Genomic DNA, 19357 nt, shown 5'->3' with positions numbered 1-19357 from the left:
TCGAGGACAAATAATGAGCAACATTCTGATTATCAACGGCGCGAAAGAATTTGCGCACTCTAAAGGCCAGCTCAATGACACCCTGACCGAGGTCGCGGATGGTTTCCTGCGCGACGCCGGACATGATGTTAAGGTCGTGCGCGCGGACAGCGATTACGACGTGAAGGCCGAAGTGCAGAACTTCCTGTGGGCCGACGTGGTTATCTGGCAGATGCCGGGCTGGTGGATGGGCGCACCGTGGACCGTGAAAAAATACATGGACGATGTGTTTACCGAAGGTCACGGTTCGCTGTATGCCAGCGACGGCCGCACCCGCTCAGACGCGTCTAAAAAATACGGTTCCGGCGGCCTGTTGCAGGGCAAGAAATACATGCTCTCCCTGACCTGGAATGCCCCGCTTGAAGCGTTCACCGAGCAAGATCAGTTCTTTGAAGGCGTAGGCGTAGACGGCGCGTATCTGCCATTCCACAAGGCGAATCAGTTCCTGGCTATGGAGCCGCTGCCGACCTTTATCGTCAATGACGTAATTAAAATGCCGGACGTCCCACGCTATATCGCAGAATATCGCAAGCATCTCGCGGAAATTTTTGCTTAACTGGTAGCCTGGAATTAGAAGGAGTTAATTATGCTTACCGTTATTGCTGAAATCCGTACGCGTCCTGGCCAACATCACCGCCAGGCGGTGCTGGATGAGTTCGCAAAGATCATCCCGACCGTACTGAAAGAAGAAGGCTGCCACGGCTACGCGCCAATGGTGGACGCCGCCACCAGCGCAAGCTTCCAGGCGACCGCGCCAGACTCGATCATCATGGTTGAGCAGTGGGAAACCGTCGCGCACCTTGAAGCGCATTTGCAGACCGCGCATATGAAAGCGTGGAGCGACGCGGTGAAAGGGGACGTTCTGGAAACCCATATTCGTATTCTGGAGCAAGGGGTTTAAGTTCTGTGAAATTTACCGGGTGGCACTGCGTTTACCCGGCCTACAACTTCCCTCCCAGGCCCGGTAAGCGTTAACGCCACCGGGCTTTTTTTATCACCTTAACACTCAACTGCTATGCTTATTCTGACTTCATGTTAAACAGGAGGATGGAATGGGTCTTTTTAATTTCGTAAAAGAAGCAGGCGAAAAGCTGTGGGACAATCTGACCGATCATAAGGGTCAGAGCGACAAAATCACCGAACACCTCAAGAAACTCAACATTCCCGGTTCCGATAAGGTTCAGGTTGACGTCACCGACGGCAAAGCCAGCGTGACGGGCGACGGGCTGACGCAGGAGCAGAAAGAAAAAATCCAGGTCGCCGTCGGCAACATCGCAGGCGTCAGCGAGGTGGAGAACAACATCACCGCGACAGATGCCAAAGATGAAGCTACTTACTATACGGTGAAATCCGGCGATACCCTGAGCGCGATCTCTAAAACCGTGTACGGCGATGCTAACCAGTACAACAAGATTTTTGAGGCTAACCGCCCTATGCTCTCCAGCCCCGATAAAATCTATCCCGGCCAGACGCTGCGTATTCCTAAAGCATAACGTCTAAAACAGTCGGTTCACGTCGCGCAGAGGAACAGAATGAAAATAGCTTGTCTTGGCTGGGGTTCGTTAATCTGGAAAAGCGGCGCGTTACCGGTAGCCGGTGAGTGGCAGACCGACGGGCCTTCTTTGCCCGTCGAGTTCTGTCGGGTCAGCGATGGCGGTGAACTGGCGACCGCCATCTGTATGAATGCCCCTGCCGTGCCGGTGCTTTGGGCATGGCTGGAGGCCACAACGTTGAGCGTGGCCTGCCGCGCTTTGCGTGAGCGCGAAGCCATTCCCGAGGATCGCTGCGATGGCATTGGCTCGCTGCTAATCACCGGACGCGACACGGGTATCCTGTCAACATGGGCCAGGGAGAAAGGTATTGAAGCGATCATCTGGACCGGGCTCCCGCCGAGAAGCGCGTCACAGGAAGGCAGGGTTCCTGCCGTGGACGAAGCCATCGCTTATCTCGACGGCCTCAGCGGAGAGACCCGCAGCCATGCGCGGGACTATATTTGCCGCGTGCCTGCCCAGCTTGATACGCCCTACCGGCGCGTCATTAAAGACGTGCTTGGATGGTAATCCCCCGGCCAGTTACCAGTACAGTTTCCAGCTCCGGGTGAAACGCACCAGCGCCTCAACGTAGAAGTAATCTCCCCAGCTTGCGCACTCATCCACGCCTTTGTTGCTCCCGAGGTGGTAAACCGAGTGTTTAAGCAGCCCGTTGCCCTTTTCTTCTCTCCCCATCAGATAGTGTTTCGTCAGTGACGACATAATCCCTTTAGCCCACTCCATATAGCGCTCGCGATCCGGATCCGTGACCGGCAGGTGTTTCACCAGCTCCAGCAGCCCACATACCGCAATCGCCGCCGAGGAAGAGTCACGCAGCGCGTCGGTGCCCACCAGCGCCAGATCCCAGTGGCAGACGTAGTCGTCGGGCAGGCGATTGAGGAAGTAGTTCGCCAGCCGTTTTGACAGGGCGATCATCGTCTCGTCGCCGGTATAGATATAGCTCAGCAGGAAGCCGTAAATTCCCCACGCCTGCCCGCGTGACCAGCAGGAGTCGTCGGCGTAGCCCTGCTGGGTGTTGCCGTAGCGCGGTGCGCCGGTTGTCACATCCATATAGTAGGTGTGGAAGGTGGAGGCATCGTCACGAATGAGGTACGTCGCCGCCTGCATGACGTGCGCTTTTGCGGCGTCGGCAAAACGCGGATCGCCCGTCTGCTCCGTTGCCCAGTAGAGCAGCGGCAGGTTCATGTTGCAGTCGATGATCATCCGCCCGGCCTGGTCCGGATCGGAGAGATCGCCCCACGCCTGGATGATCTTCGCCTTCTCGTGGAAGCGTTCCAGCAGAGCTTCCGCCGCCAGCAGCGAGAAGCCGCGCGCCTCGCGGTTTCCGGTCAGCCGCCACGCGGCTACGCAGGAGAGCGTGTAGAGGAAGCCTAAATCGTGGGTGTTGGTGTCGTTGCGCCCGGCGATGCGCAGGCCAAACGAGCGCACGTGTTTTTCCGCCATCGCGCGGAATTTTTCCTCGCCGCTCATCTCCCATGCCAGCCATAGCTGCCCGGTCCAGAAGCTGGTGGTCCACTCCACGTTGTCAGTCAGCGGATAAAAACCGTTCTGGCAGGTTTCCGCCGGGAATTTGTCGCCGAACTCCGTTAAATGACGGCTAATCAGGTCCAGAACGTGGCTGCGCGCCGAATTCAGTTCATCGCTGAATGCGCGGGAGTCAACGGGCGCAGCGATAACAGGCAGACGTTCTTCTTTGATACGACTTAACATATTTCGGTTCCTTCTTTGACGGCGTAATTTATCGTGTTGACGTTTCTGCTACGTTCAGCGCACGAGCCCCGCGCCATTTGCTCTGACAGGCGGATAACGTAAAAGCAGAAATAAGGGTAAAGGTCAGCGCCGTTGCGCCCATGATGATATAGGTGTGCTCAAAGCCAATACGGTCATACATATACCCGGCTGGGGAAGAGACCACCACGTTGCCAACGTAGAGCATTGCCTGATAGCCGAGTAAATACATGGTGGCATTGACGCGCTTGTCGAAATGCTCGGCGATATATTTAAATACCGACACCAGCAGGAGACAAATTTCCAGACCGTACAGCGGCTTAAGCACTGAAATTAACAGGTGAGAATCACACATGCCGGAAATAATCAGACGCGCCCCGACCACCAGCCCGACAATTAATAGCCCGCGTTTGGCGCCAATAAAGTTCACAAACAGCGGGACCACCATATACATGACAAATTCCATGCCCGACTGCACGGTCCCGAGATAACCGAATACCGCGTTGCCCTCATGAATATCATCGAAGAAGGTGACGAAATAGCGCGAGAACTGCTGTTCGGCGATAAACATCATCCACGCCACGCCCGCCACGTACAGGCAGAAGGCCCAGAATTTGCGGTTTCGCAGCAGGGCGTAAACGTCTGACGGGGCGATTTTCTCTTTCGTCAGCACCTCGCCCGCGTGAATGGAGTTAGTGTTCACTTTCAGGCTCAGCAGGACGATCAGCATCACCACCGACGCCACGCTGCCGAGAATAAAGTTATACGCCGGTGAGAGGTTAAACAGCAGGCCGGAGAAGGACGATGCCACCGCCCAGCCGAGCGAACCCCACATGCGAATTTGCCCGAACTCCATGCCGTTTAAGCGGCTAAAGCGGTCAGAATACGATTCGCACGCCGCCACACCCGCGTACCAGGCAAAGCTTAAATAGAGCGCGCCGATAATAATCCCCAGCAGGGTATTAGACATTAACAGCGGCTGGTATACGTAAATAAAGAACGGCGCCATCAGGGCCGACATGATCACCACAAAATAGAGCAGGTATTTGCTCATGCCGATCTTATCGAGAATATAGCCGTAGATCGGTTTAAGAATAACGGAGAATATCCCGTTCACCGCAAAAACGGTTCCAATCACCGAGCCGCTGAGATTGGCTTTCTGGCCAAGCCAGATCGCCAGCAGTCCAATACTGGCAGACCAGGTAAAGAAATAGAGAAAGATAAAGCTACTGATTTTGTAATATTCAGTTCTGTTAGTTGTCGATGTGCTTTTCATATCATCCTCGCCGACGTGTAGGGCCAGATTTTTATAATGTGAACGACAGCTTACGTTCGCTTCCGGGTTCGCTAATGACGACCCGGCTATGGGTTATATTCAGCTGCGGCGTCGCCGCAACGGGCTGTTTTCCGTCAGCCAGAACGGCGCAACAGAGCCAGCTTTCCCCTTGCGGGAGGTCGGCCTTTAACAACGGAATGGAAGCGCACTCCGCAAACATAATGCTGCTGTTCGGCGGCGTGACGATGCTGTCTGGCTGGCGGTGAATGACCGGCGAAAGATCGACAATGACGCTGCTGCCGTTTTCAGCCATCAGATAACAACCGCGATCGCGCACCTGGTGGGCGGTTTTCATCACCGCAAAGCCGCCCTCGACGGTTTGCAGAGTGCGCGCGCTGTTGATGCGGTGCAGGCGCAGGTGCCACTCCCCGAACGGGATCTGCCAGGTCGCAATCTGCACGTCGCGCCACGGCGACCAGCGCGAGAAAATGTAATGTTCATCCACCCGAACCTCTTCGCACTCGCGACGACCGCGGAAATAGTCATCTTCGTCCGCCAGCAGCAGCATCGAATCGCAGGCGGCATGCTTCAGGCCAAAACGCCCGCGCTCAATGGTGAATCCGAAGCGGCTGGAGTAGGCAAATTTGGTGTATTTCGCTTCGGTGTTGACGTAGTTATTCAGCTCCAGCTGACCAGCGGTGAGCATGACGACGTGCTGCGAAGCTTTCGAATGCATCAGGATCTGCTGCGCATGCGGGATCACATGTTTTTCAGCAAGCGCGGGCAGCGGCTGCTCGTCGGCCTGCCAGAACGGATGCGCCTCCGGCAGCGCCAGGATCAGGTAGGTTTTCAGCGCCCAGTACGGTGAACCGGGGGAGTTGTAATCCTCGCACATCGCCAGGTTCGGATACGCAAACCCCAGGGTAAGAATACCGTCGCGATCGACAATCGACTGCTGCTGCCACCAGCGCAGATGCCGCAGCACAATGCCCTTCACGATACCCGGGGTGAAGACGTCCAGCTGAGAAAAAGCCACCGCGCTCCAGAAGGCAACCATGGCAAAGCGGTAGGTCAGGCTGCGGCCAAACGGCACCGAGGCACCATCGGCGGCGGACCAGTAGATTAAGTCTTCCGCGAACAGACGCGAGCGCTCGCGCAGCACCTTCGCCCTCGCCTCGTCGTCACTCAGGGTGGCGTAAATCAGGCCGTAAAAATGGAAAGCCATGGAGATGTAATAGTCTTTCGGGCGGCCGGGACCGTCGGAGTACCAGCCGTCGCCGAGATAGTAGGCATCCATCAGCGCAAAGCGGTGGTCAATGGCGGCCTGATCGTACGGCAGGCCGGCGCGCTTAAAGCCGAGCTGGACCATAATGGCAAAATAGTTCCAGTTGCTGTCTGGCATCTGCGCGTCGGTGATTTGGTTGAGCCACGCGTGCAGGTTCATCACCTCGCGCCCGGTAAAGTGCGCGGTGAGTTTATCTCCCAGCAGAGCGAGCCCCAGACCGTAGGCCGCCATCTCTACCAGACGCTGATCGTACGGGCCGGTTTCACCCCAGTAGCCGGTGCTTTGCGGGTCGGTACCAAGCTTAATGGCAGTAAGGTACTTCTCGCTGAACGGCGTGCTTTCGCCGGATGCCATCAGCGGAAACAGCCCCCACAGCGCGCGGGAAAGTCCCTCCATCTGCGCAATATCCGCTGTGTAATGGGCGCAGGTATCACCCAGCGAGAATCGTGAACGGTTCGCCGGAAATTGCGTGTCCAGCGCCTGTAAAAGTGCATTCAACGACGCCACTACATCCTGGCGTGAAGACAACGGATTTGATTTTTCTTTGTTTGCCGCCCACATCGGTTCGCCCTCGTAATCAACTGCGGCAAAGCATAGTGAATCCGCAAGGGGCAGAAATGTTAGCCGTGTCACAGGCATGAACGATGAATAAACCTCCAGTTGAGAAAATTTAAAAAGGTGGTTTATAAAGACGGTCAGACGGGAAAAAGTTGAGTTTTATTGCACTATGCGCGACACGCCGACATCCGATCTTCTGGAACTGATCGCCCTGAACGATACCGTGGCCTCGTTCAGCCGCCTGTTTGCCAATACCGTGCGCTACCATCACTGGCACCAGTGTCTGGAGATCCTCTATGTGGAAGAGGGCTTTGGCGTAGCGATTGTCGATAATCGTCACTACACCATGCGCCCCGGACGGCTGTTTTTCTTCCCGCCTTTTACGCTGCACAAGGTCATGGTGGACGAACAGGCGGAGGCAATTTACCGCCGCACCATTATTCATCTCGACCAGCACGCGGTGCTGAAGATCCTGCGGGATTTTCCCCAGACCCGGCAGCGTCTGGAGCGGCTGTCACGCCGTGGCGGCGAAGCGTGGGTCGCCGATTTAGCCCACTTCCATCATCATATCGACCATCTGTTTAGCTGCTATAAACCGCCGATGAACGGCGAGAGCATCGCCAGCCTGCTGATAGGCCTGTTCGCGATGCTGCCCGACGATCGCGACGGCGAGCCGGGAAACAGCCAGGGGATCGCCAGCCAGGTGATGTTTTGGCTCGACGAGCATTATCAGGAGAAATTTCGTCTGGATGCGCTGGCCAATGAGCTGGGTAAATCCCGCAGCTACGTATCGCGAAAATTCCATGCGGAAACGGGCGAAAAAATTCACGACTACCTGAATACGCTAAGGTTGCGTAAGGCGTGTGAGTGTTTACTCCACACTGATTCGAGCGTGCGTGACATTGCCGCACAGACGGGTTTTTCCGACGTGACGTGGTTTATCAGCGCGTTTAAAAAAGGGATTGGCGAGACGCCGCTGCAGTACAGGAAGAACCATCGTGCGGTTTGACGCCCTCACGCCAGCCCTCTCCCACAGGGAGAGGGGGAAAATCAACCGCTCTTCTTGCCCGGCTTTAATCCGCGGTGTAACTCGTTGATGCGCTTCATCGACTTGATGGTGCGCTGCGGCTCGGTGGAGGCGACGGACAGAATAATCATCTCCAGGCACAGCAGCACCGTGCCGTGCAGCGGGATTTTGCCCTTCTCGCCGCCGCGCGGGACGTGGATCACTACGCTTGCCTCTTTGCTAAAGCGCGAGTCAGTGGCGTTGGTCAGCAAAATGGTGGGAATACCCAGGCGCTTCGCTTCGCGCAGCGTGGTCTGTCCCTCCCGGTGCGCGGATTTTTGCGCCATCATTACCAGCACGTCACCGCGCTGTAGGGCAATCAGCTGTTCGGCGAGGCCAATACCGGTGCGGTTGAGCGGGATCGCAGGCAGGCCTATACGGCTAAACAGTCGCGAGGTGTACTCAGCCAGAATGCCGGATGCGCCAATGCCAAAAATAGCGACCTGTCTCGCCTGCGCCAGCAGCGACACCGCCTGCGCCATCGCGTAGCGGTTGCCCGGTTCGGACAACACCGCGCAGGTGTGTTGATGGCCTTCCAGTACAAAATCGATGCTCGCGTCGACGTCGCTGGTAAGCGTGTTTACCGTCGTGGACATCTTCTCGCTGGAGGTGACCACCGGGCCAAACCACTGCTCCAGGGTCTGCTTGAGATCCCGCAGCCCGCCAAACCCAAGCGCCTGAATGGCACGCACCACGGTGGCGTCCGAGGTGTGTAGCACAGCGGCAATCTCCATTGCCGTCTGCTCCATAACCGCTTCACGATTTTCATTGATATAGCTCGCCACCTGCAGCAGGCGCGGCGTCAGCTGGTGCGCCCGCGAGCGGAGGCGGTCGCCGTAGACATCAATTTTTCGGATCATCGTGCGGCCTCCGGCAGCGGACGGCCCGCTATCTGCGACTGCACCTGCGCGGCCATCAGCCCCAGCGAGGCAAATGAATTTGAGATCGCTTCCTCGCGGGAGATGAGCACGTAATGCCCGGTTCGGCAGGCGTTGAGAAACTGACACCAGCCCGGCATCACCGCATCCATCGCCGCCAGCTCGTCCTGCGGTTTTCCGCCGGTGTCCCCGCGCCAGGTTGCAAAGACAAAATCAGCATCCAGCTCCGGCAGGCGCTCGGCGCTGACGTCGATGCGCCCGCCCTCCGGGATGCTCTCAATCAGCGGCGGGAACCTGAACCCTGCGTCGCGCAGCACGCGCCCAAGCGAGTGGTAGCTGTGCATGGCGTTGATTTTGCCCTGATTGGCCTGAATCACCGAGACGGTCAGTTTGCTCGTATCGATGGTCGCCTTTAGCGCCTCGATCTGCTCCTGATAGCGACGCTCCAGAATCTTCAGCCGCGCCTCTGTCCCGGTAAGCTGCGCCAGCTTGCGGTAGATCTCCGGCGCGCCGCCGTCGAGGTGATCGATACTCACCGTCGGGGCAATTTTTTCCAGCTGTTCGACCGGCGTGTTGCGGGTCGGCTCGGTGATGATAAGATCCGGCTTCGCCGCGGCGATGGCTTCAATATCGATATCGGCGGTGCCGATGAATGTGATGTCGGAATTATCAAAATCGATGCCCGTCAGCATGCCGCTGGAGCGCAGAAAATGGCTGCCGTCCGGTCGGGTGCGGCCATGGCTGGCAACCGGCGGTACGCCAAGCTCGATCAGCGGAATGGTGATATCCAGGTCGTGCAGGGACACAATCCGCTTCGGGTTAACCGGCACCACCACTTTGCGGTTCAGGTCGTCAGTAAACGTCTGCGTTGGCTCTGCGGCTCCTGCAGCAAAACCCACCAGCACCAGCATTGCAAAAAATACGCGCATTTCTATCCCCTAAAATCGATCCCGACGCTGCCAGAGCAGCAGCAGGAAAAACGGTCCGCCAATCAGTGAAATGACAATTCCCGCCGGCAGCTGCAACGGGAGAAATGCCAGCCGCCCGACGTTATCCGCCAGCAGCACCAGCAGCGCGCCCAGTACGGCACTTCCCGTCAGCAGTGCCGTTTGCCCTCCGCGCAGCAGCAGGCGCGCCATGTGCGGGGCAATCAGCCCGACAAAGCCGATACTCCCCACGCAGGAGACGCAGGCCGCGGTGAGCACCACGGGGGCAAACACGCGCAGCAGCGCGAGGCGTGAAGTCCGCACGCCCAGCCCCGTCGCAATGTGGTTGCCGAGCAAGGCTACGTCTGCGGCGCGCGCGGTAAAGAGCAGCAGCGCAAACGCCGGCACTGTCCAGGCAGCAGCGATGCTGACCAGCGTCCAGCTTGCCGCATGCAGACTCCCCGCCAGCCACAGCATCGCCGTCTGGACGTCGCGCACGTCGGCGGTCGTCATAAAGACCCCCATCGCGGCGGCAAACGCCCATGACACGCCGATGCCGATCAGGATGAATCGCGGGCGCGAGATATCACGCGCCAGCGCCACTACCAGCAGCGCGGTCAGCAGCCCACCGGCCATGCCGATAAGTGGACGCCAGTACGGCCCCAATCCCGGAAACTGAAAAATCAGCAGCAGCACCGCCGCGCTACAGCCCTCTTTCACGCCGATAAGTCCGGGGTCAGCAAGGCCGTTGCGGGTAATGGACTGCATGGCCGCCCCCGCCATGCCGAGCATCGCGCCGCACAGCACCGCCATCAGCAGGCGCGGCAGGCGGATATCCATCACAATGTAATGCGCATCCGCCGTCAGACGTTCAGGATAAAACAGCGCACGTCCGATGGCGGAAGCAGGAATGGGCAGCGAGCCGTGCGTCAGGCCAAAACTTAGCAGCAGTAAAACGGCAAGGGTTAAAACGGTCAGATACAGCAGCGCCCTCGGGCGAACCAGCGCCGAGAAGGAGGAAAATCGTACTGCCCTCAATCCAGCCCGGTTCATTTGAACATCCTTGACGCCATAAGGATAAAGACCGGCGCGCCGACCAGCGCAGTCATCACGCCGGTTGCCAGCTCATACGGCGTAAACAGCGTGCGGGCGGCGATATCCGCCATCAGCAGAACCAGCGCCCCGCACAGGGCTGAGAGCGGCACCATCACGCGCAGGTCCACCGATACCAGACGGCGAATCAGCTGCGGCACCACGAGTCCGATAAACCCGATCGGTCCGGCAACTGAAACCGCCGCGCCGCACAGCAGGGCGATGGCCAGCAGCGCGAGCAGGCGCGTTTTCATCAGCGACACGCCAAGCCCCTGCGCCATTCTGTCCCCCAGCGCCAGCATGTTCAGCGACGGCGACAGCCAGAGCGCCAGCGCAAAACCCACGGCAGCGGCCCCCGCGGCGCTAGCGGTCGTCTCGCCGATGACTCCCGCCACATCCCCCGCAAGCCAGGTCCGCATGGCCAGCAGCGTCTGTTCATCCAGAATCAACACCGTGGCGGTTATCGATGAGGCAAATGCCGACATCGCCACGCCGCACAGCGTGACTTTCATCGGCGTGAGACCGGTACGCCCGGATGAGGAGAACGTTAGCACCAGCAAAAAGAGCGCGGCGGCGCCGGCTGCGGCTATCAGAGGGCGGCCAAACGGCAGCGACAGCCCGAGGGCACTCGTCAGCACCACCGCCAGCGCCGCCCCTGCATTTAGCCCCAGGATATGCGGCTCGCCGAGCGGGTTGCGGATCACTGACTGCAGCAGCACGCCCGCGACGCCGAGCGCCGCGCCCGTCACCAGGGCGGCGCACAGTCGCATCAAGCGCAGCCTGACGATCACGCTATGCTCAAAATTGCGCGGGTCGAAGTGGAAAAATGCGTCTACTACCGTCCGGGGGGCGATAACGCGCGCCCCGATGCTCAGGTGCGCAATCGCGCCTGCCAGAAGCAGCAGCGTAAAGAGAATAAAGGCCACAGACGTGCGCATCATGGTTTGTCGACAGCCTGACGGAACGGCATAAAGAACGGCTTGCCGGTCAACGGGTTAACCGACATATGCACGTCGACATCAAACACCGCTTTGATCAGCTCCGGCGTGCAGGCGTCGCCCTCATGCAGTACCCCCTCAACCTTTCCCTGACGTAAAAAGACCAGCGAATCACCGTAGTTCACGGCGAAGTTGAGATCGTGCAGAACCACCACCACGGTGCGCCCGTGCCGGCGCGTCAGCGTGTGCAGCAGTTCGAGGATCTCCACCTGGTAGCGAAGATCGAGGTACGTCGTGGGTTCATCCAGCAGGATATAGGGCGTTTGTTGCGCCAGTACCATGGCGATCCAGCAGCGCTGGCGCTGGCCGCCGGACAGGCTTTCAACCAGATGATGGGCAAACTCTGCCGTTCCGGTCAGGCGTAACGCCTCTTCCACGGCCCGCTCGTCTTCTTCGCTCCACTGGCGCATCACGTTCTGCCAGGGGAAACGTCCGCGCGAGACCAGCTCAAATACGGTTAACCCTTCTGGAAGCAGCGGAGACTGCGGCAGGATCCCGAGCTGGCGGGCGACCGCTTTGGTTGGCTGCGAGTGGATGGCTTTGCCGTCCAGCACCGCGCTGCCGCCGAGCGGCTGAAGCAGCCGCGCGAGGGTACTTAACAGCGTCGATTTTCCGCAGCCGTTTGCGCCCACCAGAACAGTCATTTTCTGCTGGGGGATCGCAAGGGAGATATCATCAACGATGATTTTTTTCTGGTAACCCGCGGAGAGGTTCTCAAGAACCAGTCCCGGCTTTTTGATGTAGTGAGCCACGTGAACGCCAACGTAAGAAAAAAAACCAACAAATAAAAATAAAACTCATTCTCTTTTGTGAGTTTGCCGCCGCGCCATGTAGTAGTCAAGCGAAGATACACCCTGTAAACCCCAGGGATAATTGAGCATCTCTGCACAAATTAAAATTCATTTTTATCAACTATTTTCAATGCCTTAAACAAGAAACCAACGCGTATTAGCCAGAGAGAAACCTCTGTAGCGAAATTTTTATTTATTCCATTTACTACTACACCCCCTCATGCTTGAATGATTCTCAATTACAAGTCCGATGCCGTAGAGGCTAACGGACAGACCGTAAGGGCAATGACTCACACATTCTTCCGCGAGCATTTCATCGCAGGATATTTTGGGAAAACAGATGTAATGGCCAAGTTCACACCTTCATTCGCCGGGGTAAAAGGGCGCGCGCTCTTTTCACTCCTGTTCATGGCGCCTCTGGTGCACGCAGCAGCAAAAGACGGTGAGACGCTTACCGTCACTGCCGACCCTTACGCTTCCACCGACGCCACCAGCGGCTATCAGCCCCTGAACACCTCCACCGCCACGCTGACCAACATGCCGATGCTGGACATCCCGCAGGTGGTCAATACCGTCAGCGATAAAGTGCTGGAAGACCAAAACGCGACCACGCTCGACGAGGCGCTGTATAACGTCAGCAACGTGGTGCAGACCAACACCCTGGGCGGCACGCAGGATGCCTTCGTGCGCCGTGGCTTCGGCGCAAACCGCGATGGCTCGATCATGACCAACGGCCTGCGCACCGTGCTGCCGCGCAGCTTCAATGCCGCAACCGAGCGCGTGGAGGTGCTAAAAGGCCCGGCCTCGACCCTTTACGGTATTCTCGACCCCGGCGGCCTGATTAACGTAGTGACCAAACGCCCGGAGAAAACCTTCGGCGGCTCGATTTCTGCCACATCAACCAGCTTTGGCGGCGGTACCGGACAGTTTGACGTCACCGGTCCGATTGAAGGTACGCGTCTGGCCTATCGCCTGACGGGGGAGTATCAGGACGAGGATTACTGGCGTAATTACGGCACCGAACGCAGCACCTTTATCGCCCCGTCTTTGACCTGGTTCGGCGATGATGCCACCGTGACCGTGCTCTATTCGCATCGCGACTATAAAACGCCGTTCGATCGCGGAACGATCTTCGATCTCAACACCAAAAAGGCCGTCGACGTCGATCGCAAAACCCGCTTTGATGAGCCATTTAACGTGACCGACGGTCAGTCCGACCTCGCTCAGCTTAACGCGGAGTATCGCCTTAACAGCCAGTGGACCGCGAAGTTCGACTACAGCTACAGCCAGGATAAGTACAGCGATAACCAGGCTCGCGTGATGGCCTACGATTCAAAAACCGGCAACCTGACCCGCCGCGTGGATGCGACCCAGGGTTCGACCCAGCGTATGCACACAACGCGGGCAGATTTGCAGGGGAACGTGGACATCGCGGGCTTTTACAATGAGATCCTGACCGGCGTGTCGTATGAGAATTACGATCTGCTGCGTACGGACATGATCCGTTGTAAGAACGTTAAGGATTTCAATATTTACAACCCGAGCTACGGCAGCCTCGGCAAGTGCACCACCGTCTCGGCATCCGACAGCGATCAAACCATCAAGCAGGAGAGCTACTCCGCCTACGCGCAGGACGCGCTGTACCTGACCGATAAATGGATCGCCGTTGCCGGACTGCGCTACCAGTATTACACCCAGTACGCGGGCAAAGGCCGTCCGTTTAACGTCAACACCGACAGCCGCGACGACCAGTGGACGCCGAAGCTGGGCCTGGTATACAAGCTCACGCCGGCAGTCTCCCTGTTTGCTAACTATTCCCAGACGTTTATGCCGCAGTCGTCCATTGCGAGCTACATCGGCGACCTGCCGCCGGAAACGTCGAACGCGTATGAAATAGGCGCTAAATTCGACCTGTTCGACGGCATTACTGCCAACATCGCGCTGTTTGATATCCACAAGCGCAACGTGCTGTACACCGAGAGCATCGGTGATGAAACCGTCGCCAAAACCGCGGGCCGCGTGCGCTCGCAGGGTGTCGAAGTGGATCTCGCCGGATCGCTGACCGAGAACACCAACATTATCGCCAGCTACGGCTATACCGATGCGAAGGTGCTGGAAGACCCGGACTACGCGGGCAAACCGCTGCCGAACGTGCCGCGCCATACCGGCTCCCTGTTCCTGACGTACGATATTCACAATGCGTTTGCCGGGAATACGCTGACAATTGGCGGCGGCGGGCACGGCGTGAGCCGTCGTTCAGCGACTAACGGTGCGGATTATTATCTGCCGGGCTATTTCGTGGCGGATGCATTTGCGGCGTACAAAATGAAGCTGCAATATCCGCTGACGCTACAGGTGAACGTGAAGAATTTGTTTGATAAGACCTACTACACGTCGTCGATTGCGACCAATAACCTGGGCAACCAGATTGGCGACCCGCGTGAAGTGCAGTTTACGGTGAAGATGGAGTTTTGACGTCAGTGCGAGGCGTTCCCCTCACCCTAACCCTCTCCCCAGAGGGGCGAGGGGATCGATCGTAGGCCCGGTAAGCGCAGCGCCACCGGGCAAAAAAAAGCCCTGCATCGCAGGGCTTTTTCAGCATCAGGCCTCAATATCCGCCATATCGCCTTTCTCCTGCAGCCAGTTACGTCGGTCTTCCGAACGTTTCTTGGCAAGGAGCATATCCATCATGGCGTTGGTTTGCTGTTCGTCTTCGTCGCTGATCGTCAGCTGCACCAGACGGCGCGTGTTCGGATCCAACGTCGTTTCGCGAAGCTGCATCGGGTTCATCTCGCCCAGCCCCTTAAAGCGCTGCACGTTCGGTTTGCCCTTCTTGCGCTTCAGCTGTTCCAGCACGCCCGCTTTCTCTTCTTCCGTCAGCGCATAGTAGACTTCTTTGCCAAGGTCGATACGGTACAGCGGCGGCAGCGCCACGTGGACGTGACCGTTTTTCACCAGCGCGCGGAAGTGCTTCACGAACAGCGCGCACAGCAGCGTGGCGATGTGCAGGCCATCGGAGTCCGCATCCGCGAGGATACAGATCTTGCCGTAGCGCAGCTGGCTCAGATCGTCGCTGTCCGGATCGATGCCGATCGCCACGGAGATGTCGTGTACTTCCTGCGAGGCCAGCACTTCATCAGACGAGACTTCCCAGGTATTCAGGATCTTACCCTTGAGCGGCATGATCGCCTGATACTCACGATCGCGCGCCTGCTTGGCCGATCCGCCCGCCGAGTCCCCTTCCACCAGGAAAAGCTCGGTGCGGTTGAGATCCTGCGCGGTACAATCCGCCAGCTTGCCCGGCAGCGCGGGGCCGCTGGTCAGTTTTTTACGCACCACTTTCTTCGCCGCGCGCAGACGACGCTGGGCGCTGGAGATCGCCATTTCAGCCAGCATTTCTGCGGCCTGAACGTTCTGGTTCAGCCACAGGGTAAACGCATCTTTCACCACGCCGGAAACAAACGCCGCACACTGGCGTGACGACAGGCGCTCTTTAGTCTGACCGGCAAACTGCGGATCCTGCATTTTCACGGAAAGCACGTAGGCGCAGCGGTCCCAGATATCTTCTGCGGAAAGCTTCACGCCGCGCGGCAGAATGTTGCGGTATTCGCAGAACTCGCGCATCGCATCCAGCAGACCCTGACGCAGGCCGTTGACGTGCGTCCCACCGAGCAGCGTTGGGATCAGGTTGACGTAGCTTTCCGTCAGCAGCTCACCGCCTTCAGGTAGCCACAGCAGCGCCCAGTCCACCGCCTCGGTATCACCTTCGAAATTCCCGACGAACGGTTTTTCCGGCAGGGTCGGCAGGCCGTTAACCGCTTCGCATAGGTAATCGTTCAGACCCTTTTCGTAGCGCCAGCTCTGTTCGGTGTTGTTAACGTGATCTTTAAAGGTGATTTCTACGCCTGGGCACAGCACCGCTTTGGCTTTCAGCAGGTGCGTCAGGCGGGAAACAGAAAAGCGTGGGCTGTCGAAGAAGCTTTCGTCAGGCCAGAAATGGACGCTGGTGCCGGTGTTGCGTTTACCGCACGTCCCGACGACCTGCAAATCCTGCACTTTTTCGCCGTTTTCAAACGCGATGTTATACACCTGGCCGTCGCGACGGACGTTCACTTCCACGCGCTTTGACAGGGCGTTAACCACAGAGATCCCCACGCCGTGCAAGCCGCCAGAGAACTGGTAGTTTTTGTTGGAGAACTTACCGCCCGCATGCAGACGGCAGAGGATCAGCTCAACGGCAGGAACCCCCTCTTCCGGGTGAATATCCACCGGCATGCCGCGGCCATCGTCGATGACTTCCAGCGACTGATCGGCGTGCAGGATAACGTCCACGCGTTTGGCATGACCTGCCAGCGCTTCGTCCACACTGTTATCAATTACTTCCTGGCCCAGGTGGTTTGGGCGCGTCGTATCGGTGTACATCCCCGGGCGGCGGCGAACCGGCTCAAGCCCGGTGAGTACCTCAATGGCATCAGCGTTATAGGTTTGCGTCATGATTTAAGCTAGCAATTCGCATTGATTGTCAGTGGCTGTGCAGTCCAAGAAAATCGACAATCTGGGTGAAATGATCTTCAAAGCCCGTGAAAGCATGGTTTCCGCCCTCTTCTACAGTCTGGCGGCAGGATGCGTAATACGCCACTGCCTGGCGGTAATCCAGCACTTCATCTCCCGTCTGTTGCAGCAGCCAGATAAGATCGGGCGCTTCAAGCGGGTCGACCTGCATAACTTTGAGATCGTAAATATGGCGTGACTCTAGCACATATTGTTGGCCGGTGTAGGGGTTCTCGTTTTCGCCAAGAAAGTCCCTTAATAGCTCAAATGGCCGGACCGCCGGGTTAACGACGACAGCGGGCACCATAAAGCATTGCGACAGCCAGGTGGCGTAGTAGCCGCCGAGGGACGAGCCAACAACGCCAAACGATTCGCCGCCGTGTTCAAGCACAATCGATTCCAGCATTTCTGCCGCGTCCGCCGGATAAGGGGGCAGCTGCGGAATAATCATCTCCACGTGCGGATGATGTTCGCTCAGCCACTGGCGAAACTGCGTCGCCTTTGCGGAACGCGGAGAACTGTTGAACCCGTGCAGATAGAGGAGCGTCGACATCAATAGCCTTCTGAAGCGGTATCCGGGCGGAACTGCGCGCCAGCCAGACGGCACACTTCGGTGGTCAGCGAGCCGTCGGCATGCAGGTCCAGCCAGCGCCAGCCCGGTGCGATGGTGTCCAGCGTGAAGTTAGCGCAATGGGGCTTGAACTGCACGCAGGTGGACGGCGTCGCGAGCAGGCGGCGACCGTTCCAGTCGAGATCCTGTTCCTGGTGAATGTGCCCACACAGCAAATTTTTCACGCGCGGGAATTTCGCCAGCACGCTATCCAGCGCCGCAGAGTTGCGTAAGCTGTGCTGATCAAGCCAGCTACAGCCCGCCGGCAGCGGATGATGATGCAGTAACAGCAGCGTATTACGATTCGGTTCGGCGGCCAGTTTTGTCTCCAGCCAGTCAAGCTGATAGTCGCTCAACTCACCGTGCGGAACGCCAAACACCTGACTGTCGAGGAGCAGAATTTGCCACTGGTCCCCCGTAAAGACACATTTTGCCGGCGAAATCCCCGCCTCCTGAAGCGAACTGTACATGGCGGGCTGAAAATCGTGATTGCCCGGTAGCCAGACGCAAGGCACACTAAAGCTCGCAATTCCTTCGGCGAAATGCTGATAGGCTGCGGAGGATTGATCCTGCGCCAGATCGCCTGTCGCGACGATCAGATCGCATGGCCGCTTTTCAGCATGGATCGCGTCAAGAACCGCCTGATAACTCTCCCAGGTGTTCACGCCCAGAAGCGTCTCATGCTTTTCGGCAAAAAGGTGGGTGTCGGTGATTTGTAATATCCTGACTGGCGCCCCACCAGCAACAGTCAGGTTCAACAGGCTTTCCAAATGGTGTCCTTAGGTAGGTTTATGACGCTAACAAACCGGAATCGCCATTGCTCCATGTGCTAAACAATATCTTAGCCAGTCGGCTAAAAACTGGTTAATTTGATGCTTTTCGTCGCGTTGATGCAACTTTTTATTCGGATAATCATACCGCGCTTTGAAGCGAAAGATCTGCTGGCTTGAACACACTTCAGCGACCATCGCATCATGATAAAGACGTACCGTCATTGACGGCAGGCTCCAGTAGCTGATGCTCGGCGCCGTTTGCTCAATCTCCACCAGCGTAGTGTAGCGCGTTGATTCTGTTATCGTTAACCGATACTGCGCGTTGCTCACCTGATAGCTTACCGTTTCGCCGGGCGCGTCGTTTCGCGGCAGCAGGCGGCGCAGCTGGGCGAAATTGGTTTCGCACAGGCGCATCATTTCTAGGAAGTCAGGTGTATAGCGCTTCATTTTTTCCACTCGTTTCGTAAATTCTGATGATGCAGTTGCAGCCATTGCAAGGCGATGACAGACGCTGCGTTGTCGATTAAACCCTCTTCTACCCATTGGTAAGCCTGCTCCCGACTCACCACATGAACCCGAATATCTTCGTTTTCATCTGCCAGACCGTGGATCCCTTTCGCTGTCGTGGCGTCCACTTCGCCCACCATAATAGATGAGCGTTCCGTTGTTCCCCCCGGACTTGCCAGGTAGCTCAACACCGGTTTCGTCCGACCGATCGCCAGGCCTGCCTCTTCCAGCGCCTCGCGGCGAGCGACGTCTTCGACCGACTCACCCTCCTCGATCATCCCGGCCACCATCTCCAGCAACCACGGCGTTTCGCTGGTATCATACGCCGCAATACGGACCTGCTCGACCAGCACGACTTCATCACGCACTGGGTCAAAGGGTAGCAAGACTGCCGCATGCCCGCGCTCAAAAATTTCGCGTTTGATTTCACCGCTCATTTCACCGTTAAACAGGCGATGCCTGAAACGGTAAAGTTCCATTGAAAAAAAACCGCTATAAAGCGTTTCTCGTGCAATAATTTCTACATCGTTTTTGGCGAAGGTGACAGGCACGTTTTCTGGTTTTTGCATCGGTCGAGTCCTGGTAGCAATGGTGATGAAATTGTGAATTTCAAGGCTGTTTGGCTGCCGTTTGTATGGCTATATGGTAGATTGGAGCAAATTACCGCCAGATGGCACGTTACGCCAACCTTTTGGTGTGGATGATTCTGTTAGAATCGGCAATTATTTT

General features: G+C 57.5%; 19 protein-coding genes. 6 read left to right on the top strand and 13 right to left on the bottom strand.

The genetic code is table 11. The features are described from left to right. Positions 1 to 13: 13 nt before the first annotated feature. The 4 genes from AC4OVS_RS03550 to AC4OVS_RS03535 all read left to right on the top strand — a co-directional run bounded on the left by AC4OVS_RS03550 (position 14) and on the right by AC4OVS_RS03535 (position 2099). Positions 14 to 595 (top strand): NAD(P)H-dependent oxidoreductase, encoded by a 582-nt coding sequence (locus AC4OVS_RS03550; protein ID WP_022649411.1) that lies wholly within the window; start codon positions 14 to 16, stop codon positions 593 to 595. Between the two features lie 30 nt (positions 596 to 625). Then, on the top strand, positions 626 to 940 hold the full coding sequence (locus tag AC4OVS_RS03545) for a putative quinol monooxygenase (RefSeq protein WP_003862506.1): 315 nt from the start codon (positions 626 to 628) through the stop codon (positions 938 to 940). A 151-nt stretch (positions 941 to 1091) separates the two neighbouring features. Next, positions 1092 to 1532: a peptidoglycan-binding protein LysM gene (gene lysM / locus AC4OVS_RS03540; RefSeq protein ID WP_022649412.1), complete on the top strand. Its 441-nt coding sequence runs from the start codon at positions 1092 to 1094 to the stop codon at positions 1530 to 1532. A 39-nt stretch (positions 1533 to 1571) separates the two neighbouring features. Further along, entirely contained in the window at positions 1572 to 2099 is a 528-nt protein-coding gene (locus tag AC4OVS_RS03535) for a hypothetical protein (protein ID WP_048966582.1), read from the top strand. A gap of 12 nt (positions 2100 to 2111) precedes the next feature. Here the strand turns inward: AC4OVS_RS03535 and AC4OVS_RS03530 are convergent, their stop codons facing one another. The 3 genes from AC4OVS_RS03530 to AC4OVS_RS03520 are packed head-to-tail and all read right to left on the bottom strand — an operon-like array spanning position 2112 to position 6439. Continuing rightward, on the bottom strand, positions 2112 to 3299 hold the full coding sequence (locus AC4OVS_RS03530; RefSeq protein WP_045622724.1) for a glycoside hydrolase family 88 protein: 1188 nt from the start codon (positions 3297 to 3299) through the stop codon (positions 2112 to 2114). 28 nt (positions 3300 to 3327) lie between these two features. Next, the gene (locus AC4OVS_RS03525) at positions 3328 to 4593 is read right to left on the bottom strand and encodes an oligosaccharide MFS transporter (RefSeq protein ID WP_022649415.1); all 1266 of its coding nucleotides are present in this window, start codon (positions 4591 to 4593) and stop codon (positions 3328 to 3330) included. Positions 4594 to 4624: 31 nt separating this feature from the next. Beyond that, on the bottom strand, positions 4625 to 6439 hold the full coding sequence (locus tag AC4OVS_RS03520) for a DUF2264 domain-containing protein (protein ID WP_491922180.1): 1815 nt from the start codon (positions 6437 to 6439) through the stop codon (positions 4625 to 4627). Between the two features lie 166 nt (positions 6440 to 6605). Between AC4OVS_RS03520 and AC4OVS_RS03515 the strand changes: the two genes are divergently transcribed. After that, a complete protein-coding gene (locus AC4OVS_RS03515; RefSeq protein WP_022649417.1) occupies positions 6606 to 7445 on the top strand; it encodes an AraC family transcriptional regulator in 840 nt (279 codons plus the stop codon). 41 nt (positions 7446 to 7486) lie between these two features. Here the strand turns inward: AC4OVS_RS03515 and AC4OVS_RS03510 are convergent, their stop codons facing one another. Genes AC4OVS_RS03510 through AC4OVS_RS03490 form a run of 5 tightly spaced genes read right to left on the bottom strand, consistent with a single transcriptional unit; the run spans position 7487 to position 12148 of the window. Further along, positions 7487 to 8362, bottom strand: coding sequence for a MurR/RpiR family transcriptional regulator (locus tag AC4OVS_RS03510; RefSeq protein WP_015571883.1), 876 nt, complete (start codon positions 8360 to 8362; stop codon positions 7487 to 7489). Next, positions 8359 to 9309 carry an iron-siderophore ABC transporter substrate-binding protein gene (locus AC4OVS_RS03505; protein WP_023306962.1) on the bottom strand — a complete coding sequence of 317 codons (951 nt, stop codon included), beginning with the start codon at positions 9307 to 9309 and terminating at the stop codon, positions 8359 to 8361. Before AC4OVS_RS03505 ends, AC4OVS_RS03510 begins: the two co-directional genes overlap by 4 nt. A 9-nt stretch (positions 9310 to 9318) precedes the next feature. Next, positions 9319 to 10359, bottom strand: coding sequence for a FecCD family ABC transporter permease (locus AC4OVS_RS03500; protein WP_023306963.1), 1041 nt, complete (start codon positions 10357 to 10359; stop codon positions 9319 to 9321). Continuing rightward, positions 10356 to 11339: a FecCD family ABC transporter permease gene (locus tag AC4OVS_RS03495; protein WP_045307988.1), complete on the bottom strand. Its 984-nt coding sequence runs from the start codon at positions 11337 to 11339 to the stop codon at positions 10356 to 10358. Before AC4OVS_RS03495 ends, AC4OVS_RS03500 begins: the two co-directional genes overlap by 4 nt. Next, positions 11336 to 12148, bottom strand: coding sequence for an ABC transporter ATP-binding protein (locus AC4OVS_RS03490; RefSeq protein WP_023306964.1), 813 nt, complete (start codon positions 12146 to 12148; stop codon positions 11336 to 11338). Before AC4OVS_RS03490 ends, AC4OVS_RS03495 begins: the two co-directional genes overlap by 4 nt. Before the next feature lie 384 nt (positions 12149 to 12532). Between AC4OVS_RS03490 and AC4OVS_RS03485 the strand changes: the two genes are divergently transcribed. Next, positions 12533 to 14662 carry a TonB-dependent siderophore receptor gene (locus AC4OVS_RS03485; RefSeq protein WP_323633680.1) on the top strand — a complete coding sequence of 710 codons (2130 nt, stop codon included), beginning with the start codon at positions 12533 to 12535 and terminating at the stop codon, positions 14660 to 14662. Between the two features lie 126 nt (positions 14663 to 14788). Here AC4OVS_RS03485 and parE read toward each other — a convergent pair whose 3' ends face one another. The 5 genes from parE to nudF are packed head-to-tail and all read right to left on the bottom strand — an operon-like array spanning position 14789 to position 19197. Next, positions 14789 to 16681, bottom strand: coding sequence for a DNA topoisomerase IV subunit B (parE, locus tag AC4OVS_RS03480; protein ID WP_022649422.1), 1893 nt, complete (start codon positions 16679 to 16681; stop codon positions 14789 to 14791). Positions 16682 to 16709: 28 nt separating this feature from the next. Next, positions 16710 to 17291, bottom strand: a complete 582-nt coding sequence (yqiA, locus tag AC4OVS_RS03475; protein ID WP_022649423.1) for an esterase YqiA — start codon at positions 17289 to 17291, stop codon at positions 16710 to 16712. Beyond that, a complete protein-coding gene (cpdA, locus tag AC4OVS_RS03470) occupies positions 17291 to 18118 on the bottom strand; it encodes a 3',5'-cyclic-AMP phosphodiesterase (protein WP_023298619.1) in 828 nt (275 codons plus the stop codon). Before cpdA ends, yqiA begins: the two co-directional genes overlap by 1 nt. A gap of 27 nt (positions 18119 to 18145) precedes the next feature. Continuing rightward, the gene (locus AC4OVS_RS03465; protein ID WP_491922179.1) at positions 18146 to 18568 is read right to left on the bottom strand and encodes a DUF1249 family protein; all 423 of its coding nucleotides are present in this window, start codon (positions 18566 to 18568) and stop codon (positions 18146 to 18148) included. Beyond that, the gene (gene nudF / locus AC4OVS_RS03460; RefSeq protein WP_022649425.1) at positions 18565 to 19197 is read right to left on the bottom strand and encodes an ADP-ribose diphosphatase; all 633 of its coding nucleotides are present in this window, start codon (positions 19195 to 19197) and stop codon (positions 18565 to 18567) included. Before nudF ends, AC4OVS_RS03465 begins: the two co-directional genes overlap by 4 nt. Between the last annotated feature and the right edge of the window lie 160 nt (positions 19198 to 19357).

The sequence above is a fragment of the Enterobacter sp. 4974935 genome, assembly GCF_058661735.1.
Note: the sequence above shows the minus strand (reverse complement) of the source record. Positions and strands in the feature narration are given on the sequence as shown.